This is a genomic window from Pseudonocardia sp. OZ21 (assembly GCF_059359135.1).
Genome location: NZ_JCADBN010000002.1, coordinates 494,756 through 517,415 on the forward strand (window position 1 = coordinate 494,756; position 22,660 = coordinate 517,415).

The 22,660-nt window shown below is 70.1% G+C and carries 23 protein-coding genes; 9 read left to right on the plus strand and 14 right to left on the minus strand.

Going from position 1 to position 22,660, the window contains the following annotated elements; genetic code table 11:
* Window position 1 precedes the first annotated feature (1 nt).
* A complete protein-coding gene (locus AC5L35_RS05945; protein ID WP_495058525.1) occupies window positions 2-1,015 on the minus strand; it encodes an alpha/beta fold hydrolase in 1,014 nt (337 codons plus the stop codon).
* 467 nt (window positions 1,016-1,482) lie between these two features.
* Here AC5L35_RS05945 and AC5L35_RS05950 point away from each other — a divergent pair, with 467 nt between their 5' ends.
* The gene (locus AC5L35_RS05950) at window positions 1,483-1,827 is read left to right on the plus strand and encodes a cupin domain-containing protein (protein ID WP_495058526.1); all 345 of its coding nucleotides are present in this window, start codon (window positions 1,483-1,485) and stop codon (window positions 1,825-1,827) included.
* A 51-nt stretch (window positions 1,828-1,878) separates the two neighbouring features.
* On the opposite strand, the gene AC5L35_RS05955 is transcribed toward AC5L35_RS05950, so the two are convergent.
* Window positions 1,879-2,274, minus strand: coding sequence for a nitroreductase family deazaflavin-dependent oxidoreductase (locus AC5L35_RS05955; RefSeq protein WP_495058697.1), 396 nt, complete (start codon window positions 2,272-2,274; stop codon window positions 1,879-1,881).
* A 129-nt stretch (window positions 2,275-2,403) separates the two neighbouring features.
* Here AC5L35_RS05955 and AC5L35_RS05960 point away from each other — a divergent pair, with 129 nt between their 5' ends.
* From AC5L35_RS05960 to AC5L35_RS05970, 3 genes are all read left to right on the plus strand, one after another.
* Window positions 2,404-3,345 carry an AraC family transcriptional regulator gene (locus tag AC5L35_RS05960; protein ID WP_495058527.1) on the plus strand — a complete coding sequence of 314 codons (942 nt, stop codon included), beginning with the start codon at window positions 2,404-2,406 and terminating at the stop codon, window positions 3,343-3,345.
* Window positions 3,346-3,610: 265 nt separating this feature from the next.
* Entirely contained in the window at window positions 3,611-4,858 is a 1,248-nt protein-coding gene (locus tag AC5L35_RS05965; protein WP_495058528.1) for a CaiB/BaiF CoA transferase family protein, read from the plus strand.
* A complete protein-coding gene (locus tag AC5L35_RS05970) occupies window positions 4,855-5,778 on the plus strand; it encodes a hydroxymethylglutaryl-CoA lyase-like TIM-barrel protein (protein ID WP_495058529.1) in 924 nt (307 codons plus the stop codon). The genes AC5L35_RS05965 and AC5L35_RS05970 overlap by 4 nt, the downstream gene beginning before the upstream one ends.
* Window positions 5,779-5,824: 46 nt before the next feature.
* Here AC5L35_RS05970 and AC5L35_RS05975 read toward each other — a convergent pair whose 3' ends face one another.
* The 4 genes from AC5L35_RS05975 to AC5L35_RS05990 all read right to left on the minus strand — a co-directional run bounded on the left by AC5L35_RS05975 (window position 5,825) and on the right by AC5L35_RS05990 (window position 8,574).
* The gene (locus tag AC5L35_RS05975; protein WP_495058698.1) at window positions 5,825-6,502 is read right to left on the minus strand and encodes a DUF899 domain-containing protein; all 678 of its coding nucleotides are present in this window, start codon (window positions 6,500-6,502) and stop codon (window positions 5,825-5,827) included.
* Between the two features lie 72 nt (window positions 6,503-6,574).
* Window positions 6,575-6,904 carry an ArsR/SmtB family transcription factor gene (locus tag AC5L35_RS05980; protein ID WP_495058530.1) on the minus strand — a complete coding sequence of 110 codons (330 nt, stop codon included), beginning with the start codon at window positions 6,902-6,904 and terminating at the stop codon, window positions 6,575-6,577.
* A complete protein-coding gene (locus AC5L35_RS05985; protein ID WP_495058531.1) occupies window positions 6,894-7,325 on the minus strand; it encodes an SRPBCC domain-containing protein in 432 nt (143 codons plus the stop codon). Before AC5L35_RS05985 ends, AC5L35_RS05980 begins: the two co-directional genes overlap by 11 nt.
* 463 nt (window positions 7,326-7,788) lie before the next feature.
* Window positions 7,789-8,574 (minus strand): IclR family transcriptional regulator, encoded by a 786-nt coding sequence (locus tag AC5L35_RS05990; RefSeq protein ID WP_495058532.1) that lies wholly within the window; start codon window positions 8,572-8,574, stop codon window positions 7,789-7,791.
* 481 nt (window positions 8,575-9,055) lie between these two features.
* Between AC5L35_RS05990 and AC5L35_RS05995 the strand changes: the two genes are divergently transcribed.
* Complete coding sequence (locus AC5L35_RS05995) at window positions 9,056-10,525, plus strand: Nramp family divalent metal transporter (RefSeq protein WP_495058533.1); 1,470 nt, start codon at window positions 9,056-9,058, stop codon at window positions 10,523-10,525.
* Between the two features lie 168 nt (window positions 10,526-10,693).
* Here AC5L35_RS05995 and AC5L35_RS06000 read toward each other — a convergent pair whose 3' ends face one another.
* Window positions 10,694-11,950, minus strand: a complete 1,257-nt coding sequence (locus AC5L35_RS06000) for a Zn-dependent hydrolase (RefSeq protein ID WP_495058534.1) — start codon at window positions 11,948-11,950, stop codon at window positions 10,694-10,696.
* 92 nt (window positions 11,951-12,042) lie between these two features.
* Complete coding sequence (locus AC5L35_RS06005) at window positions 12,043-12,918, minus strand: LLM class flavin-dependent oxidoreductase (RefSeq protein ID WP_495058535.1); 876 nt, start codon at window positions 12,916-12,918, stop codon at window positions 12,043-12,045.
* A gap of 205 nt (window positions 12,919-13,123) precedes the next feature.
* Between AC5L35_RS06005 and AC5L35_RS06010 the strand changes: the two genes are divergently transcribed.
* From AC5L35_RS06010 to AC5L35_RS06020, 3 genes are all read left to right on the plus strand, one after another.
* Window positions 13,124-13,714: a TetR/AcrR family transcriptional regulator gene (locus tag AC5L35_RS06010; RefSeq protein WP_495058536.1), complete on the plus strand. Its 591-nt coding sequence runs from the start codon at window positions 13,124-13,126 to the stop codon at window positions 13,712-13,714.
* Window positions 13,715-13,798: 84 nt separating this feature from the next.
* Window positions 13,799-14,233 (plus strand): nuclear transport factor 2 family protein, encoded by a 435-nt coding sequence (locus tag AC5L35_RS06015; RefSeq protein ID WP_495058537.1) that lies wholly within the window; start codon window positions 13,799-13,801, stop codon window positions 14,231-14,233.
* Between the two features lie 66 nt (window positions 14,234-14,299).
* The gene (locus AC5L35_RS06020) at window positions 14,300-15,406 is read left to right on the plus strand and encodes a DNA alkylation repair protein (protein ID WP_495058538.1); all 1,107 of its coding nucleotides are present in this window, start codon (window positions 14,300-14,302) and stop codon (window positions 15,404-15,406) included.
* A gap of 29 nt (window positions 15,407-15,435) precedes the next feature.
* Here the strand turns inward: AC5L35_RS06020 and AC5L35_RS06025 are convergent, their stop codons facing one another.
* The 5 genes from AC5L35_RS06025 to AC5L35_RS06045 all read right to left on the minus strand — a co-directional run bounded on the left by AC5L35_RS06025 (window position 15,436) and on the right by AC5L35_RS06045 (window position 20,476).
* Entirely contained in the window at window positions 15,436-17,244 is a 1,809-nt protein-coding gene (locus AC5L35_RS06025) for an ABC transporter ATP-binding protein/permease (protein ID WP_495058539.1), read from the minus strand.
* A 121-nt stretch (window positions 17,245-17,365) separates the two neighbouring features.
* Complete coding sequence (locus AC5L35_RS06030; RefSeq protein WP_495058540.1) at window positions 17,366-18,370, minus strand: LLM class flavin-dependent oxidoreductase; 1,005 nt, start codon at window positions 18,368-18,370, stop codon at window positions 17,366-17,368.
* Complete coding sequence (locus AC5L35_RS06035; protein WP_495058541.1) at window positions 18,367-18,705, minus strand: TIGR04076 family protein; 339 nt, start codon at window positions 18,703-18,705, stop codon at window positions 18,367-18,369. Before AC5L35_RS06035 ends, AC5L35_RS06030 begins: the two co-directional genes overlap by 4 nt.
* Complete coding sequence (locus AC5L35_RS06040; protein ID WP_495058542.1) at window positions 18,702-20,216, minus strand: sodium:solute symporter family protein; 1,515 nt, start codon at window positions 20,214-20,216, stop codon at window positions 18,702-18,704. The genes AC5L35_RS06035 and AC5L35_RS06040 overlap by 4 nt, the downstream gene beginning before the upstream one ends.
* Window positions 20,216-20,476, minus strand: coding sequence for a DUF3311 domain-containing protein (locus AC5L35_RS06045; RefSeq protein WP_495058543.1), 261 nt, complete (start codon window positions 20,474-20,476; stop codon window positions 20,216-20,218). Before AC5L35_RS06045 ends, AC5L35_RS06040 begins: the two co-directional genes overlap by 1 nt.
* Window positions 20,477-20,660: 184 nt before the next feature.
* Between AC5L35_RS06045 and AC5L35_RS06050 the strand changes: the two genes are divergently transcribed.
* Window positions 20,661-21,197: a helix-turn-helix domain-containing protein gene (locus tag AC5L35_RS06050; protein ID WP_495058544.1), complete on the plus strand. Its 537-nt coding sequence runs from the start codon at window positions 20,661-20,663 to the stop codon at window positions 21,195-21,197.
* On the opposite strand, the gene rox is transcribed toward AC5L35_RS06050, so the two are convergent.
* Window positions 21,134-22,615: a rifampin monooxygenase gene (gene rox / locus AC5L35_RS06055; RefSeq protein WP_495058699.1), complete on the minus strand. Its 1,482-nt coding sequence runs from the start codon at window positions 22,613-22,615 to the stop codon at window positions 21,134-21,136. The genes AC5L35_RS06050 and rox overlap by 64 nt on opposite strands.
* Window positions 22,616-22,660 lie beyond the last annotated feature (45 nt).

A 22,660-nucleotide genomic window follows, 5' to 3' on the forward strand; every position in this document is an offset into this window, starting at 1 on the left:
GTCAGGAACGATCGACGTCGATGACGGCCTGCGCGAACTCCTGCGGGGCCTCTTGGGGCACATTGTGACCGATATCCTTGAGGAACCGGTGCGAATACGTGCCCGAGAACTGCTTGCGGTACGCGGCGCCGTCCGCGTTCGCACCGTCGAAATCACTCGCGACGGTGATCGTGGGCACGGTGATGACCGGCGCCTCGGCGAGCGTCCGCTCGAATGCGTCGAACTGCGGGTCACCCGGGGCCAGACTCAGCCGCCAGCGGTAGTTGTGAATGACGATGGCGACGTGATCCGGGTTGCCGAAGGACGCGGCAGTACGCTCGAACGTGGCATCGTCGAAGTTCCATTTCGGCGAGGCGTTCTTCCAGATGAGCTTGGTGAAGTCATGTCGATTCTCGTCGTAGCCCCGCACGCCGCGCTCCGTGGAGAAGTAGTACTGGTACCACCATCCCCACTCGGCCGCCGGTGACAGTGGCTGCAGGTTCGCTTTCAGGCTGGTGATCAGATACCCGCTCACGGCCACGAGCGCCTTGCACCGCTCCGGCCAGAGCGCCGCCATCACGCAGGCCGTCCGCGATCCCCAGTCGAAACCGCCGAGGATCGCCCGGTCGATCTTGAGGGCGTCCATGAGAGAGATGATGTCGACGGCGACTGCGGCCTGCTGCCCGTTGCGGAACGTCTCACGCGAAAGAAAGGACGTCGACCCGTAGCCACGCAGATAGGGGACGATCACCCGATATCCGGCTGATGCCAGTACCGGGGCGACATCGACGTAGCTGTGGATGTCGTAGGGCCAGCCGTGCAGAAGAACGACTGCGGGGCCGTCGGCCGGACCCGCTTCCGCGTACCCCACGTTCAACACCCCGGCGTCGACCTGCTTGAGGGAAGCGAAAGATGTGTTCATCCGGGGGGCCGCCGACGCCGCTGGAGCCGCCGCCGAACAACCTGGGAGCGACAATGCCGAAGCCGACGCCACCGATGCGGCCAGAACCCGCGAAAACTCTCTCCTGCTGAGCACTTCGGACCCTCCTGTCTGCCGTCCCCACGGCACTACGCACCTACCCGGACACCCCTCGTGCGTCGCGGTCCGCAGAATCCGGCTCACGGCGCGACGCCGAGGCGACGCTAGGTAGGCGAGGGCCCGCCCGCTTCAGTCATGCGACTCTGTGTGCATAGGTCACGGCCCGGCCGGCCGCCGGCGGGGCCGTGCTCAGCTCGTGGGCGATGGCCGGCCGCGGACGTCGGGGCGCGGGCTCGGCCGGCCTCGCCGGAGGCGCGCAGCTCGCCCCGGCCCCGCCGGACGAATGTCCGCAGAACAGGAACCAATCTTGCGCGTGGTCCCAGGAATCTCTTCCGCGTGTATGTCTCGAGGCAATCGCCGGGCGGGACACTTTTGCGTACAACTATCGAAACAGCCTTTTGCCGTCTGCTCAGGCGGGGTACGAGCAGGACATGCATCCGCCCGACGCGCCGGAAGGTCCTCTCATGGCAGAGAAGTCATCGTTGACCGCGCTCGCCCGCCAACAGTTGGAACTGGCCCGGCAATCCTCCAGTGGGCGCAGCGCACAGACCGTGTTCGGCGGCCACGAACACGTGCTGCGACAGACGTTGATCGCGCTGGCGGCGGGCAACGGCCTCGACGAGCACGAGAGCCCGGGCGAGGCCACCGTGCACGTCCTGCACGGCCGGGTACGCCTCAGCGCAGGCGACGAAGGCTGGGAAGGCTCCCCCGGGGATCTCCTCATCGTCCCTCCCGCCCGGCACTCGCTCGACGCCCTCACGGACTCTGCGGTCCTGCTCACCGTGGCCAAGGGCCGGGCGCCCAGCTAGGGGGTGTCCCGCGGATCTTCAATCGCGAGAGCAAGATCCACGGGACACCCCCTAGACGCGCACCAGTTCGATGACCGGGATGATCCGGCTGGTCTTGCGCTGGTAGTCGGCGAACTGCGGCTGCACGGCGGACTGCTTGGCGTAGAACTCGTCGCGCTCCGCACCGGAGAGCACCCGCGCGGACACCGCGAAGGTCTCGGTGCCGAGTTCGACCGTGGTATCCGGGTTGGCCACCAGATTGTGATACCAGGCAGGGTTCTGGTCGACGCCGGCTTTGCTGGCGAAGATGAAGATCCGGTCGCCCTCGCCGAAGTAGACCAGCGGCGTGATCCGCTCGACGCCGGACCTGGCGCCGATGTTGTGCACCAGGATCAGCGGCCTGCCCTCGAAGACGCCGCCGGCCTTGCCGCCGTTGGCGCGGAACTCTGCGATGACCTTGCGGTTCATCCCGTCGAAGTCGATTGTGTCCGTCACGGTGCCGTCGTACGGGCTTCGGTTGAGCCGATCGATGCCTGAAAATAGCTGAAAGATATCCGATCGTGCCACGCGGCGATCATCCCCGGTACTCTCGGTCGCATGGACCTGCTGGCCGACGTGCTCACCGTGGCCGGAGTCCGCGGTGTACTCGGCGCGCGGATCGAAGCCGCCGAGGCCTGGGGGATCTCCTGGAGCGGCATCAGCGGAGCTGCGTTCTACGCCGTCACGGCGGGCACGGCCTGGCTCGGGCTGCCCGGCCGACCGCCCGAGCAGCTGATGCCGGGTGACGTCGTGCTGCTGCCGACCGGGTCCGAACACACCCTGAGCAGCGATCCGGACGCCGTGGTCGCGTCCTGCGACCACGGGATCGCCGAACGAGCCCGGGCCGAGGGGAGCGTGCTGCGCTTCGGCTCGGGCGAGATCCGGACCCATGTCCTGGGCGCCTCCTACGAGTACGACCCCGCGGTGTCCATCCAGGTTCTCACCTCACTGCCCGAGTTGGTGCACATCCGGGCGGACAACGGTGGCAGCTGCCTGGACGACACCGTCCGCCTGCTGGCCCGGGAACTGGCGCATCCCCAGCTCGCGACGGCGGTGGTGCTCAGCCGGCTGGTCGACATCCTGCTCGTGCAGTTGCTGCGGGTGTGGCTGGCGCAGAACCCGGCCGAGGCGCGCGGGTCCTGGCTCGGCGTGCTGAGCGATCCACTGGTGAGCGTCGCGATAGCGAAACTCCACCAGGATCCGGCCAGAGCCTGGACGACGGAGCTGCTCGCGGCCGAGCTGGCGGTGTCGCGAACCACGCTCGCCCGCCGGTTCCGCACGGTCGCCGGCGAGACTCCTGGTCGCTACCTGACGCGCTTGAGGATGGATCTCGCCGCGGTCCGGCTCAGGGACACCGGCGCCACCCTGGAGTCCGTCGCCCGCTCGGTCGGCTACACCTCGGTGTACGCGTTCGGCCGCGCCTTCCGGCGGGACCGCGGGCAGGCGCCCGGCAGTTTCCGCGGCACGGCGCGCGCCCGCACGGACGTGGCGTTCGGGTAGAGACCCTGCCTCCCGGTAGAACACGGTCCGGCCGTGGATCTCGACGGTGTTGTAGGTGGTCTGGATGGTCATGACTGACCCGCTGTGGTCGTTCCCGCCCCGATTGCCGACTTCATCCGGACGCGACCTGTGGGTTGTCGGCGGAGTGAGCAGCCATACCCTCGTGGACAAGGGCCCACGTTGCCCACATCGTGGATATGTGTTCATATGGTGGACCTGACGACAGATCCCCGCAGTCGATGGCACCCATCGTCTAGGAGTTCACGTGAACGATCGCCCGATCCGGCCCCTGGACGGGGTCCGCGTGCTCGAACTCGGCAACTACATCGCGGCCCCGACGGCGGGCAGGCTGCTCGCCGACTTCGGCGCCGAGGTGATCAAGGTCGAGCGGCCGAGGACGGGTGACGAGCTACGCAACTGGCGCCTGTACGCCGGAACGACCTCGATGCTGTACCGCACGATCAACCGCAACAAGAAGTCCGTCGCGCTGGATCTGAAGTCGGCGGCAGGCCGTGACGTTGTCCTCGATCTGGTGCGGCACTGCGACGTCCTGCTGGAGAACTTCCGCCCCGGCACCCTGGAGAAGTGGGGGCTGGGACCCGACGAGCTGAACGCCGCGAACCCCGACCTCGTCATCGCCCGCATCTCGGCGTTCGGCCAGACGGGTCCGCTGGCGGACCGCCCCGGCTTCGCCGCGGTTGCCGAGGCCATGGGGGGCCTGCGCGAGCTCGTGGGGGAACCCGACCGCGCGCCGGTGCGTGTCGGCGTCTCGATCGGCGACTCGATCGCCGGGCTGTACGCGGCGTTCGGCGCGGTGATGGCGCTGTTCCGGCGCGAGTCGGGCCGGTCAGGGCGGGTGGACGGCCGGGCTCCGCTGACCGAACGCGTGATGGATGTGGCACTCAACGAGGCGATCCTGTCCATGATGGAGTCGCTGGTGCCCGACCACCTGGCCTACGGCGTGAACCGGACCAGGGTCGGTGGCCGGATGGAGGGCATCGCCCCGTCCAACGCCTACCTGTGCGGCGACGGCACCAGCGCCATCATCGCGGGCAACGGCGACGCCATCTACCAGCGGCTGATGGCGACGATCGGGCGCCCCGACCTCGCCGACGACCCGGCCCTGAACAACAACGCCGGGCGCTGGGCGCGCCGCGACGAGCTCGACGCGGCGATCGGTGCCTGGACGGGCACCCGGCCGCGAGGCGAGGTGCTCGAGCAGCTCGACCGGGCGGGGGTGCCGGCAGGCCCGAGCTACACGGCGGCCGACATCTGTGACGACGCGCAGTACCGGGCCCGCAACATGATCCAGTACCTGCCGGTGGACACCGGCGAGGACGAACCACGCCAGGTCGGCTTCCCGGGGATCGTTCCCGTGATCGGCGACGTCTCGCTGCCGGTCCGGACCGTGGGACCGGACCTCGGCGAGCACACCGAGGAGGTGCTCGCCGGTGTGCTCGGCATGACCGACGACGAGATCGCCGCGATCATCGCGGGAGAGGAGCAGTCGTGACGGACGTGATCCTGCGGGACGTGACCCTGCGCGACGGCCTGCAGCTCACCGGCAAGCTGCTGTCGACGGAACGCAAGGTGCAGATCGTCCGCGGGCTGCTCCGGCTCGGCGTCCCCAGCCTGGAGATCGGCTCGATGGCCCGCCCGGACCTGGTGCCGCCGATGGCGAACACGCTCGAGGTGGTCGAGGCGCTGACGCCGGAGGAGCTCGCCAGGTGCTGGGTGTGGGTCGCCACGCCCCGGCACGTCGAACGGGCCGTGGCCGCGGGCGCGCTCAACGTCCAGTACTGCTTCTCGGCGTCCGACGCGCACAACCAGGCCAACATCGGCCGCAGCACGGAGGCGAGCCAGGCGGCCATGCCCGCGGCCGTCGAGACGGCGCGCGCCGCAGGCGGCCGGATCCAGCTCTGCATCGCGACGTCGTTCACGTGCCCGTTCGACGGGCCGGTGCCCGAGGAGCGGGTGCTCGACATCGCGCGGGACGCCCGAGCGGAGGGCGCCGAGGACATCGTGGTCTGCGACACGCTCGGCCAGGCCGTGCCCGCCCAGGTGACGAGCCTGATCTCCCGGGTGCGCGAGGAGACTCCGGGCCGCCGGATCGTCTTCCACGGTCACGACACCTGGGGCCTGGGGGTGGCCAACACGCTGGCCGCGGTCGGCGCGGGAGCAGCCGTGGTCGACGGCGCACTCGGCGGCCTGGGCGGCTGCCCGTTCGCCCCGGGCGCGAGCGGCAACACCTCGACCGAGGACATCGTGTTCGCGACCAGGCCGTCGTGGCTCACCCCGGCGGGCCTCGCCGGGATGGTCGAGCTCTCCGAGGACCTGCTCGCCGAGCTCGGGGAGCCCAACCGGTCGAAGGCCGCGCAGGGTGTGCGGTCGTCGGCCTCGGCGTTCGAGTGGGTGGCCGGGCCACGCCGGTAGCAGAGTGCTGTGGCCGGCCGCCCGCGCGCCTGGCGTGCCCGGCCAGTTACCCCTGCGTCGCGGCGCCGTACGCGTCGTGCCAGTTCCACCACTCGTACGGCGGGGTCTGGGGATAGCCCTCGGGCGAGTCCTCCCATTCCTCCTGCCGCCCGAGCGCGGTGATGTCGAGGTAGCTCCAGGTGCTCCCCATCGCCTCGTCACCGCGGTTGTCGATGAAGTAGGTGCGGAACACCCGGTCGCCGTCGCGGATGAACGCGTTGGTGCCGTGCCACTCGTCCACGCCGAAGTCGGCGTCGAAGCCGTCGGTCAGGGTGTACCAGGGCATCGTCCAGCCCATCCGCGCCTTCACCCGCTCGATGTCCGGCTGCGAAGCCCGCGAGGCGAAGGCGAGAGTGGTGTCACGGGCGTTCAGATGGGCGACGTGGGCGACCTGGTCGGCCACCAGTGAGCAGCCGGGACACGCATGGTCGGGCCAGCCGGACACACCCGGCTCGAAGAAGGCCCGGTAGACGATCAGCTGACGACGGCCCTCGAACAGGTCGAGCAAGCTCGCCCGTCCCTCGGGTCCGTCGAACCCGTACTCCTTCTCGACCTCCAGCCACGGCATGCGCCGGCGATCCGCGGCCAGCGCATCACGGGCGCGGGTCAGCTCCTTCTCCTTCACGAGCAACTGCCGGCGTGCGGCGTCCCACTCGCTCGGTGAGACGACCGGGGGTGTCTTCATCATGATGTCCACCTTCCAGTTCGGTCAGTTCGGTTCGGGTTGCGTGAAACGCTGCGGTCGTGCGGCGCAGGCTCACCGGCCGAGGTGGTCCTTCAACGCGTCGAGGCGGCCGTCCCAGTCGCTGGCCAGCGCGGCGAGGAACTGCTGCGCCACCTGCATCGGGGCGGAGCGGAGCCGGTAGCGCACCCGGCGCCGCTCCCCCGGCTCGGGCGTCACGAGCCCGGCCTCGGCCAGCAGGGCCAGATGCTTGGCGATCGCCTGCCGAGTGATCGGCAGGCGATCCGCCAGGTCCGTGGCCGTGGCCGGACCGCCCGACGCGAGTGCGGCCAGGATGGCGCGCCTGCTGGGATCAGCCAGCGCGACGAAGACCTGTTCGGCGATCGCCTCGATGTCAGGCGACATCGAGGTAGTCGACCAGCTCACCGAGCTCGCTCGCCCAACCCTTGGTGTTGCCCTCGTACGCGGTGGTGAAGGCGTCATCCGGCAACTGCGCGAATCCGGACTCGACCACGGTCAGGCGCGTGCCCGCACCGACCGGTTCGAGCGAGAACTCGACGTACGTGCGGCGCGGATCGCCCTCGGGCAGGCCGTAGATGTGCCAGGTGAAGCCGAACACCGTCGGCTCCTCCACCCGTTCGATCCGCATGTCGGCGGCGGGGCCGTCGCTCCACGTCATCCGGGCCGATCCGCCGGGGCGCAGGTCGATCGACGCGTCGTTGCCGAACCAGGTGCCCAGCCCTTCGGCCGTGGTGAGAGCCGCCCACACCTTGGCCGGCGGGTGGGCGATCTCGACGACCCGCTCGATGCGATCGGGGAATCCCATGTCAACCTCCATCAAGTAGCAACTGTCTGGTTGCGACAGTATTGCAACCGAGGGATTGCGTCAAGCCGGTGGCCGCCGCCCGGCGAACGAGCAGGTCGCGACACCAGGGACCCCCGCGAGTCGCCCGTTTCCCGTGCGCGAGTCGCCCGGTTTCGGCGGCTGAGTCGCCCGCGCGGTGCTCGTGATCGCCGCGAGATCCACCCTTCGGCCCTCCGGAGGGCGTAGACGCGGATCTCGCAGCGATCATGCGGGCGCCGCGCCACGCCGCCGCGCCAACCGTGCGCGAACCCCCGTGGGCGAGCCCCCGGGCTCCCGCGAGTCGCCCGGTTTCCGCGCGCGAGTCGCCCCTATTCCGTGCGCGAGTCGCCAGTGCGGGCCCCTTGATCGACCCGAGATCCACGCTTCCGCCCTTCCTAGGGCGAGGAACCGGATCTCGGAACGATCACCGCCGTCCGGAGGGGTCCTAGCTCGGGTAGCGGCCGCCCAGCGTCCGGGTGAGCTTCTCGGCGGAGCCGACCAGCAGGTCCACCCACTCCTCGCAGACGGACAGCGGCATGCGGATCGTCGGCCCGCTGATCGACAGTGCTCCGACGAGCTCGGTGGCCGAGTCGAACACCGGCGCGGACAGTCCTGACGAGCCGTCCTCGCGTTCGGCGATGGTGATCGCGAACCCGTCGCTCCGGGTCCGCCGGATCAGCTCGCGCAGGCGTTCCGAGCTCGTGACGGTGGTGCCGGTGATCGGTTCCAGGGGCCGGGCGAGCACCTTCTCGGCGAGCTCGGCGTTCCACGCGAGCAGCACCCGACCCGCCGACCCGGCGTGCAGCGGGAGGATCTTGCCGACGTACATGTCGCGCCGCAGGGCGTGCCTGGTCTCGGCGACGGCCACGCACACCCGAAACCCCTGCTCCTCGCGAAAGAAGCAGCCCGTCTCGCCCGTCGCGTCCCGGATCTCGCGCAGCACCGGGTTGACGATCGTCAACACGTCCACGCCCTTGACGGCGGGAGCCGCCCAGTAGGCCATGCGCACACCGATCCGGATCCGGTCACCGACCCGGTCCAGGAACCCCTGCGCCACCATGTTGCGGACCAGCCGCTGGACCGTCGACGTCGGCAGGCCGGTGGCCTGCTGGATCTCGCCCAAGGTCAGCGCGGGACGCGCGAGGGAGAACGCGTCGAGGATCTCCGTGATCTTCCCCAGCACCAGCAGCGGGGTGTACCTCGACGAGCCGGAACCGTCGTCCACCGACATGGTGGATGAATGTAGACGGTGCACCCTCCGGCTCCTCGTCCCCGACCTGCCGGGAGCGCCCGCGGGCCGCGTCGAGGGCCACCGACGCGGGAGACCGCGGCGAGACCGCGGGGGGAGATTCAGTTCCGACGGAGTCGCCCGGCGGCGGAAATCTCCGGCTCCTGAACCCTGCATTCCTCGCGAGAACATCCAGGCCTTGAGCAGAGCGGACCTCATCACTACACTTCGCGCAAGGTTGTCGGGTAGCGCATCGAGGCGTCCTCACGGCTACCGCGTGCTCGAAAAGCGATTCGTGCGCGTGGTGCCCGGCGGGCCGGGTGCAGCATTTGACCCCGTCGGCTGAGTGGCCGTTCCGGACAGAATGAACTCGATACGTGAGCGATCCCGGACGAACATGGATCGCTGGTTGTCGCCCATCTCCCGGGACAGCGCCGCGGTCAACCGGCGTCGCTCGGGTCAGAGCGCACAGAGGAGTTGCCCCATGGCCGAGTCCGTCGAGGCACGCACACCCCAACTTGCCACCGAGCTTCCCAGCAAGTACCTCCCAGCGGTCGGCTACCGCGACCTGCCCGAGCCCCAGGGACTGCGGAAATACCTGGGGGCCAGCATCATCCTCACCGCGACGGCACTCGGGTCCGGCGAACTGGTGCTGTGGCCCTACATCACCACCCAGGTGGGGTTGGGCATTGTCTGGCTCGCACTGGTGGGCATCACGATGCAGTACTTCCTCAACATGGAGATCGGGCGCTACACCCTGATCACGGGCGAAACGGCCGTCACCGGATTCTCGCGATTGTGGTTACCCTGGGGCATCGTCTTCGTACTCGGCGCCATTCTGCCCAACGCCTGGCCCGGCTGGGCCTCCAGCGGGGCCACGGTGTTCACATTCATCTTCGCCCTCAGCGAGTCGGCAGTTCCGTTGATCGCCACCATATTCCTGGTCTCCATCGGGCTTGCCGTGACCGTCTCGCCGGTCATCTACCAGACCCTCGAGAAGGTCGAGGGCATCATGGTCGCCCTCGTCCTCCTCTTCGTCCTCACGGCGATAGTTGTCGCGACCAATGCGGGAGCCTGGGCTCAGGTCGTCACGAACATCCCCGAGGTCACCGGCAACCTGTCCGGTGTCGTCGCCCAACTGGGAGCGGCATCACTGTTCGGCGCGATCGTCTTCGCGGGCGCGGGTGGGGCGAACAACCTGGTCCAGAGCAACTACCTGCGGGACAAGGGAATGGGGATGGGGATCAACATCCCCAACATCGTCTCCCCGGTCACCGGCCAGGAGGTGGCGGCCCCGTCGCTCGGGTACATGGTGCCCACGACCAAGGAGAACGAACGCCGCTGGCAGCAGTGGTGGCGCATCGCCAACTGGGAACAGCTCATCACGTTCTGGTTCATCGGCGCGTTGCTGCTGGTCGCCCTCTCCGTGCTGGTCGTCTCGACGATCGGCACGAACACGGACCTCGAGGGAGGGCTGGGGTTCCTCCAGGAGGAAGGGCGCGCGCTGGGCGAGATCATCGGGCCGTGGTTCACCACGGCCTTCTACGTCGCCGGCTTCCTGATGCTCTTCTCCACCAACATCGGGGTGATCGACTACGTGAGCCGGCTCGCCGGCGACTCGCTCAAGGTGACGTTCCTGAAGGAGAGCAACTTCTGGAGCGAGAGCAAGATCTACATCACCGTGGTGTGGCTGATGATCATCGCCGGTTCGGGAATCATCTGGACCGGTATCGAGCCGGTGCTGCTCCTGGTCATCGCCGCAGCAGGCGGCGGGTTCGTCATGGCGATCTACTCCGTGCTGATCATCATTCTCAACCGCCGGGCGCTGCCGGAGTTCGCCAAGCTCAAGGGCTGGCGGCTCCCGATCATGGTCCTGATCGCCATGTTCTACATCGCCTTCTCACTGTTCCTGACCTACCAGATGATCACCCAGGGACCGGCGTCCCTGACCTAGTGCGGCGCAGCCACCGCACCAGACCTTCGACCACAGCAAGGGAGGACAACGATGCCAGGAACACTCCGACGGCTCTGGCTGACCATCCTGCTCGGTCTCACGGTCTTCGCCGTACTGACATCCACCGCCTGGGGACTGGGGCTGCTCAGCTGACGGCGCCTGTCACGGTCACTCGGTGGCGAGGGCGTGGACCATCGCGAGGAGCACGTTCGCCCCCGCCTCGATGTCCTCCCATGTGGTCAGCTCGGCCGGCGAGTGGCTCCGCCCGTCGACGCTGGGCACGAAGATCATGCCCGTGGGCGCGAGCTTGGCCATGTTCTGTGCGTCGTGCCCGGCGCCGGAGGGCAGGGGCAGGGTCTGCAGGCCCTGCCCGGCGGCCACCGCGGCCACGAGCTCCTGCATGCGCGCGTTCAGCGGCACCGGGTCGGTGATGCTCTCGCGGCTGTAGCCGACCTCGAGGCCGTGGCGGTCCGCGACGTCGCGCGCCACCGCCACGATCGCGGCCTCGAGCTCGAGCATCCGCTCGCGGTCCAGGTCGCGGAAGTCCAGCTGCAACCGGGCCAGCCCGGGCACGACGTTCGCTCCCCCGGGCTCCACGTGCAGGATCCCGCAGGTGGCGACGGCCGTCTCGCTCACCGACCGGGCCACGTCCGGCAGGTGCACGAGAAGCTCGGCGGCACCCCGCAACGCGTCCCGCCGCAGCGGCATCGGTGTGGTGCCGGCATGGTCCTGGCGGCCACGGAACTCCATGTGCCCGCCTCCCATCCCGACGATCGCCGTGACCACTCCGATCGTGGCCCCGGCCGACTCGAGTACGGAGCCCTGCTCGATGTGCAGTTCGACGTAGGCGTGGACGTCCCCGGGGCTCACCGCCGTCCGGGTGGCCGCGCCGACGTCCCAGCCCATGGCCTGCAGAGCGTCGACGAGCAGGTCCCCGTCACGCCCCCGCAGCGCCGCGAGCTCGTCCGGCGCGAAGCCGCGCGCGACGGCCGTGGAGCCGAGGAGGTGGTGGTAGTTGCCTTCCTCGTCGGCGAAGACCACCACCTCGACCGGCCGCCGCAGGGGAACGTGCTCCTCGGCCAGCCTGCGCACCGCCTCCAGCGCGGCCAGTGACCCGAGCGCACCGTCGAAGCGACCGCCCTCCGGCACGCTGTCCAGGTGCGAGCCCGCCCAGACCGCAGGCGTGCCCGCGGGGGCGTCAGGAGCCTCCAGCCGGATGAAGACGTTGCCGATGCCGTCGGTGCGCAGCGCCAGCCCGGCCTTCTTGCACTCGTCCGCCAGCCACTCCCGGACCTGCTGGTCAGCCGCGGAGAAGCTCGTGCGGCTGACGCCGCCGCTCGCGGTGGCGCCGTACCCGGCGACGTGCTCGAGGTCGCGGCGCAACCGCGCCGAGACGGTGGGCACCGGACGCTCTGAACCGCTCATGCATGCTCCTGGGTCGTTGTGCGTCATGGACGGGCCGGGTCGCCGCCTCGTGACGTGGGCACTGGGAACACCGTACGGCGGATGCCCGGCGGTCAGGCCGACGTGCTGATGAGCTCGTCGGCGACCCACCGTGCGACGTCGGCGGGGTAGGGCGCAGGCAGTCCGAGGACGAGGTGCCGGAAGCCGGCGTCGATCGCTTCACCGATCGCGTCCCGGGTGGCACCGGGCCGGTCGTAGGAGACGGGGAGGTGGATCGAGCGCGTGATCGAGGCGGGGTCCCGGCCGATCTCGGTGCAGTAGCGCTCCAGCAGCGCGCTGCGAGCGATGACGTCGTCGATGTCGCCGCCGGGGATGTTCCACAGGTCGGCGTGCTCGGCGGCCACCCGCAGCGTCGGGGCGGAGCGGCCGCCGATGAGGATCGGCGGGTGGGGACGCTGGACGGGTTTAGGGTTGCCGAACGCTCCGGTGAGCTGGACGTGGGTGCCGTGGAAGTCGAACGGCTCCTCCTCGGTCCACAACCGCCGGATCACGGTGCAGGCTTCGGCGAGGCTCCCCACGGCGTGCGCGGAGTCGTGGAAGGGCAGGCCGTGTGCGTCGTACTCGCGCCGGGCCAGCGGGTGGCTGGGCCGGGAGCCTGCGCCGATTCCGAAGTCGAGCCGTCCGCCGGAGACGATGTCGACGGTCGCGGCGATCTTGGCCAGCATCGCGGGCGGCCGGAAGCGGTTGCTGGTGACGAGCAGGCCGAGGCGCAGTCGCCGGGTCTGTGCGGCGAGAGCCGACAGCAGTGTCCAGCCTTCGTAGATCGGCCCGCTCGGGTCGCCCCCGATCGGCATGAGGTGATCGAACAGCCATGCGTGCTCGATCTCCGGAATCGCGTCCGCCTCGCGCCAGACGCGCAGGACGTCGGGGTAGCCGACCTGCATGGGGGCGGTCATGATCCCGAAACGGGGCCGGGATGTGGGCGTCATGGGTCCGTTCGTCCTTTCAACCAGGTCTTTTGATCGGTGCGAGATCCGGGTTTCGGCCCTGTCGAGGGCGAAAAGCCGGATCTGGGGAACGGTCACCGCCGTCCGCTCGGCCCTTGCTCTGGCATCATGAGCAAGCGGAACCTTGCTCCGTTAACGATACGGAGCGATGTTCCGCTTAGCAAGCTGGTGGCGAAGGAGCGGCGCGATGACCGACAGCGACGACGGCGGAGGACCCGCGGCGCGGTCCAAGCGGGCGGACGCCCGGCGCAACGAGGAGACGCTGCTCGACGCGGCCGCCGCGGTCTTCGTCGCGTCAGGGGTGGATGCGCCCGTGCGCGACATCGCGGCCGAGGCCGGCGTCGGGATGGGCACGATCTACCGTCACTTCCCGACCCGTGCGGATCTGATCATCGCCGTCTACCGGCATCAGATCGAGGCCTGCGCCGAGGCGGGGCCCGCCCTGCTGGCGACCAGCGCAACTCCGCACGCCGCGCTGGGGCAATGGATCACCCTCTTCGTCGACTTCCTGGTCACCAAGCACGGCCTCGCCGCCGTGCTGCAGTCCGACGACGCCGGCTTCGAGACGCTGCACGCCTACTTCCTCGACCGCCTCGTGCCCGTGTGCACGCAACTGCTCGACGCTGCAGCCGGTACCGGCGAGATCCGATCCGACCTGACGGCCTACGAGCTCATGCGCGGCGTCGGGAACCTCTGCATCGGCGCCGACCACGACCCGCGCTACGACCCACGCCGGCTGGTCGGGCTCCTCATCGCCGGACTACGCGGATCCCACTGACCACGGCCGCTCGCGGCGACGGAAGGGTGCGCATGACCTCGGAGGTCATCGACCTGAGCACGGGCGCCGACCAGGCTGCTGTCCATGGACACCCGACAGACCGTCATGCAGTTGCTGGAACGGATCGCACTGGGCGATCCCGAGAAGATCGCCGAACTCTACGCCGACCGGGTGGACTGGAAGCTGGACTGGCCGCCCGGTGACCACTCCCGATCGATCCCCTGGATCCGGGACCGGTCGACGCGCGCCGGGGTCGCCGAGCACTTCCGGCTCATCGCCGAGCATCACGAGGCCGGGAGGAGCTCCGCCGAGGTCGCGACCGTGCTCGTCGACGGCGGGGACGCCGTGGTGCTCGGGGAGCTGCGGAACACGGCGAAGCCGACCGGGCGGTCCTACGTCGCCGCCTTCGCGCTGCACCTGACCGTGGAGAACGGGTTGATCACCCGCCACCACGTCTACGAGGACAGCCTCGCCGTGTGGAACGCCTTCCAGCCGGGCGGCCCCCGCGGGACCGGCTGAACCCCGCTTGGTAGGACGGTCCCGTGGCGACCCGACGGCGCCGACCGACACGCGTTGGGAGAACCCATGCCTTTTGCCGACGAGCTGATCGGGTCGCACACCGCGCAGGCCCTCACTCAGGCGATCCACGCCGCCCGGCCTGCCGCACCGCTGACCGCGCTGCGCGCCGCCGAGGCCGGCCTGGCCCCGCTGGCGCTGCGCGAGCGCAGCGACCTGCTGCGCGACGCCCTCGTCCACGACCTCCCGGGGGACTACGCGTCGTTCGCGCGCACGATCCGCGCCGCCCGGGACGGCTCGGCACCGTTGCGCGGCTGGATGATCTGGCCGGTCACCAGCGCGATCGCGGCCATGGCGATCGCCGAGAACACCGACGAGGCGTTCGACGACGCCCTCGCCGTGCTCGCCGACCACACGTCCCGGCTGACGTCGGAGTTCGCACTCCGCAGCCTGCTGGACCACGACCTCGACCGCGCACTGGCGACGGTCCTGTCGTGGACGGCCTCGGAGGACGAGCACGTCCGCCGCCTCGCTTCCGAGGGCACCCGCCCCTTCCTGCCGTGGTCCACGCGCGTGCGCGGGATCATCAGCGACCCCCGCGCCACCCTGCCGATCCTCGACGCCCTCCACCAGGACGAGAGCGAGTACGTGCGGCGGTCGGTCGCCAACCACCTCAACGACCTCAGCCGGCTGGAACCGGACCTCACCGTCGAGACCGCGACGCGCTGGCTCGCCCACCCGGACGGCAACACCGCGTGGATCGTCCGCCACGGGCTGCGGACCCTCACCAAGAAGGGGCACGCTGCGGCGCTGGACCTGCTGGGCTTCCCACCCGCCACGCTCGACGTCACCCGGCTGGAGCTCGACTCCCCCACCGTCCCGTTCGGTGGCACCGTCACCTTCTCCGCCACGGTCCGCAACGCCGGATCCGAGCCGGCGCCACTGGTGATCGACTACGTCGTGCACCACCGGAAGGCCAACGGGAGCCAGAGCGGCAAGACCTTCAAGCTGACCACCACGACGCTCGCTCCCGGCGGCGAGCTCGCCGTCACCCGTGCCCACTCCTTCCGCGCGATCACCACCCGGCGCTACTACCCCGGTCCGCACGCGGTGGAGCTCCAGATCAACGGGCTCCCCTCGGGCCGCACCGAGTTCACCCTGCTGCCGGCCACCTGAGCCGGCGGACCGGCCCTCAGGTCAGCGCGCTACCGGTGCGGGGCGGTGGACTGCCAGCGGCCGTCGCCGAGCAGTTCCAGGCGCTCGTCGTGGAAGCGGGCGAGCGTGCTCCGGTGCCCCACGCTGACGATCACGCAGTCGGGCAGCTCCTCGCGCAGCAGCGTGTAGAGGGTGTGTTCGAGCCCCTCGTCGAGTGCCGAGGTGGCCTCGTCGAGGAAGACCACCCGGGGCCGCATGATCAGCACGCGGGCGAACCCGAGACGCTGCTGCTCGCCGGGCGACAGCCGCCGGGCCCAGTCGATCTCGTCGTCGAGGTGGTCGGCGAGGTGTGGGAGCTGCACCTGACGCAGTACCCGGACCGCCTCCTCGTCGCCGATCCGGCCCGCCGGCTGCGGGTAGGCCAGCGCGGTGCGCAGGCTGCCGAGCGGCACGTACGGCTGCTGGGACAGGAACAGGGCGCCGTCGCCGAGCGGGCGCCGCACGACGCCGTCGGCGTAGGGCCACAGGTCGGCCAGGCTGCGCAGCAGGGTGGTCTTCCCGCTGCCGGATGCGCCCGTCACCAGCAGGGCGTGACCCGCGGTCACGGTGAGGTCGAGCTCGTCGACCAGCGTCCGGTCGTCGGGCAGGCGCACGGTGAGGTCGTGCACCTCCAGGCCGGCGCCGCCCTCCAGCTGCACCGACGGCAGGGCGCGGGCCTCGGCGTCGGCGTCGAGCAGGCCGGTCAGGCGGTCGAGGGTGGCGCGGTAGCTGGCGAACTGGTCGTAGGCGTTGCGGAAGAACGACAGGGAGTCGTGCACCTGCTGGAAGGCGGTGGCGGTCTGCTGGACGTCGCCGAGCGTGATCTGGCCGGCGAAGAACCGCGGCGCCTGGATGACCACGGGGACCACGACGGCCGCCTGGCTCACCGCCAGGTTGAACCCCTGGAACTTCAGGCTCCGGAACACGATCGCCCACGCGTTGTCGATCACGGCACGGAAGCGCGACGACAGGGTGCTGCGTTCGACGTCCTCGCCACGGTGGAATGCGATGTTCTCGGAGTTGTCGCGCAGCCGCACCAGCGCGTAGCGGAACGAGGCGTTGAACCGCTCCTGGAGGAAGCTCAGCCGGATCAGCGGGCGTCCGACCCGGAACGCGATCACCGAGGCGATGATCACGTACACGTAGGCGGCGAACGTCATGGCCCGCGGGATCTCCGTCCCGAGGATCGTCACCGGTCCGGAGAGCTGCCAGAGGATGAGTGTGAACGACACCAGCGACACCAGGGACCCGACCGCGCCCACCCCGAGGGTCGCCGAGTCCATCGGGAACGACTCGATGTCCTCCTGGATGCGCTGGTCCGGGTTGTCGACCGCGGAGCGCGTGAACCGGCCGCGGTGGTAGGCCTGGTCGCCGAGCCAGTCACCGACGATGTGGTCGTTGAGCCACACCCGCCAGCGGATGACGAGCGCCTGCTGGACGTAGAAGGCGAGCAGCGACTGGACCACGTAGATCGTGGCGAGAACGGCGAAGATGACCAGGAAGCGCGCGAAGCTCGCGGCGTCGAGTTGCTGGAGCGCGGTGTACAGGCCGTTCGACTGGTACGAGAGCAGCACGTTGAGCCGCACCCCGGCGATGGTCAGCAGCAGGAGCAGCAGCACGCCGAGCAGCGGGCGCCAGCCGGCACCGCCCCGGGGCGAGAAGTAGGGATAGGCGAGCCGCCGGAACTGCCGCCCCCACACCGTGTAGCGCGTGAGGAGCGCGGCGACCACACCACAGCCGACCGCCGTCGCCACGAAGACGCCGACTATCCACACGATGCTGGTGAACCACTCGGTCGACCAGTTCAACGCGCCGCCCACGCGGCCTCCCGGTACGCCTCGGCCCCCGGCCTTCGAGGCTAACCGCGGTCCGGAGGGCAGGGCGGGCCCGTGACCAGCCACACCCGACCGGCCGCGTCACTCCAGGGCGCGGCGCCGCTCCTCAGCCACGCGTGAGCAGCGGGAGGACGCGGCTGCCCAGCAGTTCGATCCCCCGTGCGGCGGTGCGGCCGTGTGGGGTGCCGAACTCCACCCGTGACACCCCCGCGTCGATCAGCCGTTGGGCCTGCTCCGCCACCTGCTCCGGGGTGCCCGAGAAGGCGAACCTGTCCAGCAGGTCGTCCGGGATGAGCGCACCGATCTCGTGGTGTCCACCGCAGCTCAGGTACTGCTTCAGCTCGGCGAGCAGGTCCGCGGGCACCTCCACGGTGGGGTCCAGCTCGGCCACGACGCCCAGGTACATCGCCACCTCACGGCGTGCCGTGGCCCGTGCGAAACCGGCGTCCTCGTCCACCACGGTGACCGCGCCGGCAACCACACCAACGGCGTCGAGGGGGCGGGCCACCTCGGTCGTCCCCACCGCCAGCCGGTCACGCACCACCCGGACCATGTCCGGGTTCGCCGTCCCACCGATCTTCAGCTCGTCGGCCCGCCTGCCCGCCAGGGCCACCATCCGCGGGCCCCATGCACCCAGCAGCACCGGCACGGTGGAGCGCCGCGGCGGGTAGCTGAGCCTCGTGCCCGGCGCGACCTGGAAGATCTCGCCGGAGAAGCCGCCGTCGTCGGCCGCCAGCAACATCCTGATCACGGTGATCGCCTCGTCGACCGCCGTGACGGGCCGGCTGCGGCGGATGCCGACCGCGTCCAGCCACGCTCCCCTGGCCAGCCCGAGGTAGGCCCGGCCGTCGGACGCGAGGTCGAGAGCCGCGACCTGGCCCGCGATCTCGTAGGGATGCTGCGAGTACGGGTTCCAGCAGGCCGCACCGAGGCGCACGCGCTCGGTCACCCTCGCCATCTCCAGCAGCGGGAAGATCGGCGGCTGGAACATCAGGTCACCGAAGACGCTGAGTACGTCGAACCCGTAGGACTCCGCGAGCACGGCGAGGCGCGCGTACTCCCCCGCCGTCTTGTCGCTCTGCAGGCCGAGCCCGATCTCCACGCGGGTCATGTGAGGTCCTGCGTGCGGAGACGGCACGTCCCGATGCGCTCCACCCGCATGATCAACCGTTCCTCCGGATCGGGGCAGGCGACCATGCAGTCGCGTTCGAGCCAGTCGTCGGCCGGCAGCCTGCGCTGCTTGGCCGGCAGCAGCGGGAGCACCGACTGCAGTGCGTAGATGCAGAAGTGGCCCCCGTCCGGGATCCGCAGCCGGGCGCTGTCGACCAGTTCGACATGGTCGCCGACCCGCATCCCGCACACCGAGCGCCCCTCGATCCGGTCCACCGTCACGCGCAGGTCGTACAGCTCGGTGACCGGCTCGCCCCCGGCGTCCGGCCGCGTCATCGGGCTCCCTCGGGGACCGCCGCCGGCGAGCGTGACCGCCGCGGGGAGGGCGACTCGACACCGACCGCGACCGCGGCCGGATCCGGCGCGGTAGTGACCAGGCTGACCAGGACCACCACCACCGCGTTGATGCCCATGGCGATCAGCCCCGGCTCCCATTCCGGGAGCGTCGCCGCCCAGAAGTCCGACGCGAACGGCGCCAGCAGCGCCACGAAGCCCGCCACGATCCCCAGCAGCACGGCGACCGCCGACGTCCGGCGCCAGAGGAACGCCAGGAAGACGCCGGGGGCGAGCATGCCGATCGCCGAGTACGAGTACAGGAGGATGTCCACCAGCGACTCGCTGTTGCCGACCGTCAGGTACACCGCCACGGCGGCGAACACGATCATCGACAGCCGCGAGGCGAGCAGCGCGGCCCGGTCGGAGAGCCCGGGCCGCAGCGGGGTGAGCACGTTGCGCGTGAAGATCGAGCCGGTGGTGAGCAGCAGCACCGCGCCCGGCGCCAGCGCCAGCAGGAACGCGGTCCCGGCGAAGAGGCCGACGAGCCACGACGGATAGGACGTGGCGACGAACTGCAGCAGCGCCCCGTTGGAGCCGGCGTCCCCCGGCTGTGATCCGGCCAGCAACGCGCCGAAGCCGAGCAGGATGATGAAGAAGTAGGCCAGCGAGTACAGCGGCTGCCAGATCGCGTTACGACGGATCGCCGTGCCCGACCGCGCGGTGAAGGACACCTGGAACAGGTGCGGGAACACCCAGTTGCCCAACGCGACGTTGAGCGCCGAGGTCATGAGCCACACCGACGTCGTGGGCGCGGTCGGGTCGAGCCCGGGGAACCGGCCGATGCCCGGGTGCTGCTCCTCCACGAGCCGGAACACGTCGAACAGCGACGACGCGCCGACCTTCTCCGCCACGGTCGCCGACAGCGCCACCACGACCACCACGACCAGCACGTCCTTGACCGCGGCGGAGAACACCGCCGAGCGCATCCCGACGACCAGCACGAACGCGAGCATCAGGACCGCACCGAGCACGGCCGCGACGGCGGGCGGTACCGCGGTCCCCAGGGTCATGCGCACGATGAGCTCGAGGCTGACCAGCTGGATCTGTACGTACACCACCAGCGCGGCGATCCCGACGACGCCCGTCACGACACCCAGCCACGGCGCGCCGTAGCGGGCGGCGAAGAAGTCCGGCTCGGTGATCAGACCGTGCCGCCGTCCGGCCCGCCAGATCTTCGGCATCAGCCAGTACCCGACGGCGTAGCTCAGCGAGACCGATGTGAACGCCAGGTATGCGGGCGCGCCCATCGACCACGCGTACCCGGAGATTCCCAGCAGCGCGAAGATCGTGTAGATCTCACCTGCGTTCATGAACCAGAACATCACCGAGCCGAACTGTCGCCCGCCGACTGCCCAATTGGTCAGGGTGGGTCTGGTTCCGGCCCGCCTGCCGAAGACGATGGAGCCGACCGCGGTGCCGAAGACGATCACCAGCACCAGCGCGAGCACCATCAGAGCTCGCTACCGGTCTTCTCGAGGAACTCGGCCTCCTCGTCGTCCACGCCGGCCCGGCGGTCCAGCACGAAGACGATGGAGACCACTACCGTCGTCAGCACGATGCCCAGCATCTGCCAGAACATCGGAAACGGGATGTGCATCGGCGCAAAACGCACGTCGTTCACAAGTGGGGCCGCCAAGATCTGCCACCCGAATGGCAGGACCAGCAACCAGCGGTGAACAGTCGAGCGTCGTGCAGGCGAGTACCCGGCCATCTACGGCTCCCGGAGCGTGGATCGAGGCATCAGAAATGTGCAGTGTGACTACACAACGGCCGGACCGTACGACGGCTCCGACAAGCCGGTCAACGGCTTCTGTCCGGGTTATACTTTGTCAATCAACACCACGCGCCCTATGCCCCCGGCCTCCGCTTGTGCAGCGAGACTGCATGGAGAGCGCATGATCGGCGAGCAGCTTCGCGAGCTGCGGACCAGGCGGGGTCTCAGCCTTCGCGCGCTGGCCGCCGACGCCGGAGTGTCGGCGACCCTGCTCAGCCAGATCGAGCGTGGGGTCACCGAGCCGAGCCTGGCCACGCTGCGCCGGCTCGCCAACGTGTTCGGTGAGTCGATGGCCACGCTGTTCGAGGACAGCGCCGCGCCGTCGGTGTGGATCAGCCGGCCCGGCGAGCGGTCCACCCTGCGCGGGCCGCGCGGGCAGATCGGTTACGAACGGCTCACGCCGGGCAACGGGCAGATGGAGGTACTCCGCGGCGTGCTCGAACCGGGCGAGGCCATCAGCTCCGAGTCGTGGAGCCACGTGGCGCTGGAGTGTGCGTTCGTCCTGGCGGGCACGCTCACCGTCGAGCTCGACGGCAAGCCGAACGCCGTGCACGCGGGAGAGGCCATCACGTTCGACTCCCGCCTCGCCCACCGCTACCTGAACTGCGGATCAGAGCGTGCCGAGTTCCTCCTCTCCGTGGCGCCACCGACCCCCTGACCGGCGCCGAACCACCTGGGCAGCCGGCTGAGCAGATCCTGCTGATCGTCACCGATCCAGGCCACGTGGCCGTCCGGCCGCAGCAGCACCGCGGGCACGTCCAGTTCCTCGCTGACGTCGACGACGTGGTCGACCCGGTCCGCCCAGCCCGCCACCGAGAGCCGGCCGGTCTGGTCGAGCAGGAGCCCCCGGCCGCCGTGCATGAGGCCGTAGAGGCGCCCCTGCTTCAGCCCCACGTCCCGCAGCCGACGGCCGAGCAGCTCATGCCCCTCGCCGAAGTCGTAGCGCACCGAGATCGCGGTGATCTTCTCGGTCAGGAACCGGCTCACCTCGTCGAAGTCCATGAGCTGCGACACCAGCCTGCGCACGGCCTGCGCGCCCGGCTCGAGCGACATCAGCTCCATCTGGGCGCGGGTGTTGTCCAGGACGTCGGCGGCCACCGGGTGCCGTTCGGCCTGGTACGTGTCCAGCAGCCCCTCCGGCGCCCATCCCGCGACCGCGGCGGCCAGCTTCCAGCCCAGGTTGAACGCGTCCTGGACGCCGAGGTTGAGCCCCTGCCCGCCGACCGGCGGGTGGATGTGGGCCGCGTCGCCCGCCAGCAGCACCCGGCCGACCCGGTAGCGCTCGGCCTGCCGCGTGCCGTCGCCGAAGCGGGAGAGCCAGCGCGGCGAGTGCGCGCCGAAGTCGGTACCTGCGGTCACCCGCAGCTGCTGCGTGAACTCCTCGAGGGTCGGCGGGACCGCGCGGTCGTCGGCCACGCCCGCGGCGGGCACGACGATCCGGTACACCCCGTCCTCGAGCGGCCCGGCCCCGAACCGGAGCTGCGTCTTGCGGACCTCCGCCATCACGGCGGCCACCTCCTCCGGTGGCGCGGTCAGCTCCATCTCGCCCAGCAGCGTGTCGGCCCTGCTGGGCTCGCCGGGAAACTCGACGCCGAGCAGCTTGCGCACCGTGCTGCGCCCGCCGTCGCAGCCGACGAGGTAGCGCGAGCGCAGCTGCGTGCCATCGGCCAGCTCGACGGTCACCCCGTGGTCGTCCTGGCTCAGCCCCACCAGTTCGCAGCCGCCCCGGATCTCGGCGCCGACCTCGATCGCGTGCTCGGCCAGCAGGCGATCGGTGACGGGCTGCGGGATGCCGAGGACGTACGGATGTGCGGTGTCCAGCCGTTCCGGCGACGGCTTGGGGATGCCGGCGAAGAAGCCACCGACCGGGTACTGCCTGCCGAGCGCGAGGAACCGCTCCAGCAACCCGCGCTGGTCCATCACCTCGATGCTGCGCGCGTGCAGGCCGAGCGAGCGGACGACCCTGGTGGGCTCCGCCTCTTTCTCCAGCACGAGCACGTGCACTCCGTGCAACCGCAGCTCGCCGGCCAGCATCAAGCCGGTCGGTCCGCCGCCGGCAACGATCACGTCGATCACGAGACCCCCCACTTCACAACGTTCCGCAGAAACCACCCCAGAATT

Excerpts from the sequence above, each read along its gene's own strand:
- AC5L35_RS06000 (WP_495058534.1), bottom strand. The coding sequence starts at position 11,950 with ATGAGCGGTTCAGAGCGTCCGGTGCCCACCGTCTCGGCGCGGTTGCGC.
- AC5L35_RS05990 (WP_495058532.1), bottom strand. The coding sequence starts at position 8,574 with ATGTCGGTGGACGACGGTTCCGGCTCGTCGAGGTACACCCCGCTGCTG.
- AC5L35_RS05975 (WP_495058698.1), bottom strand. The coding sequence starts at position 6,502 with ATGAAGACACCCCCGGTCGTCTCACCGAGCGAGTGGGACGCCGCACGC.
- AC5L35_RS05985 (WP_495058531.1), bottom strand. The coding sequence starts at position 7,325 with ATGGGATTCCCCGATCGCATCGAGCGGGTCGTCGAGATCGCCCACCCG.
- AC5L35_RS06050 (WP_495058544.1), top strand. The coding sequence starts at position 20,661 with ATGATCGGCGAGCAGCTTCGCGAGCTGCGGACCAGGCGGGGTCTCAGC.
- AC5L35_RS06030 (WP_495058540.1), bottom strand. The coding sequence starts at position 18,370 with ATGACCCGCGTGGAGATCGGGCTCGGCCTGCAGAGCGACAAGACGGCG.
- AC5L35_RS06035 (WP_495058541.1), bottom strand. The coding sequence starts at position 18,705 with ATGACGCGGCCGGACGCCGGGGGCGAGCCGGTCACCGAGCTGTACGAC.
- AC5L35_RS05955 (WP_495058697.1), bottom strand. The coding sequence starts at position 2,274 with ATGAACCGCAAGGTCATCGCAGAGTTCCGCGCCAACGGCGGCAAGGCC.
- AC5L35_RS05950 (WP_495058526.1), top strand. The coding sequence starts at position 1,483 with ATGGCAGAGAAGTCATCGTTGACCGCGCTCGCCCGCCAACAGTTGGAA.
- AC5L35_RS05960 (WP_495058527.1), top strand. The coding sequence starts at position 2,404 with ATGGACCTGCTGGCCGACGTGCTCACCGTGGCCGGAGTCCGCGGTGTA.
- AC5L35_RS06020 (WP_495058538.1), top strand. The coding sequence starts at position 14,300 with ATGCCTTTTGCCGACGAGCTGATCGGGTCGCACACCGCGCAGGCCCTC.
- AC5L35_RS06010 (WP_495058536.1), top strand. The coding sequence starts at position 13,124 with ATGACCGACAGCGACGACGGCGGAGGACCCGCGGCGCGGTCCAAGCGG.
- AC5L35_RS06005 (WP_495058535.1), bottom strand. The coding sequence starts at position 12,918 with ATGACGCCCACATCCCGGCCCCGTTTCGGGATCATGACCGCCCCCATG.
- AC5L35_RS05980 (WP_495058530.1), bottom strand. The coding sequence starts at position 6,904 with ATGTCGCCTGACATCGAGGCGATCGCCGAACAGGTCTTCGTCGCGCTG.
- AC5L35_RS06040 (WP_495058542.1), bottom strand. The coding sequence starts at position 20,216 with ATGGTGCTCGCGCTGGTGCTGGTGATCGTCTTCGGCACCGCGGTCGGC.
- AC5L35_RS06015 (WP_495058537.1), top strand. The coding sequence starts at position 13,799 with ATGGACACCCGACAGACCGTCATGCAGTTGCTGGAACGGATCGCACTG.
- AC5L35_RS05995 (WP_495058533.1), top strand. The coding sequence starts at position 9,056 with ATGGCCGAGTCCGTCGAGGCACGCACACCCCAACTTGCCACCGAGCTT.
- AC5L35_RS06045 (WP_495058543.1), bottom strand. The coding sequence starts at position 20,476 with ATGGCCGGGTACTCGCCTGCACGACGCTCGACTGTTCACCGCTGGTTG.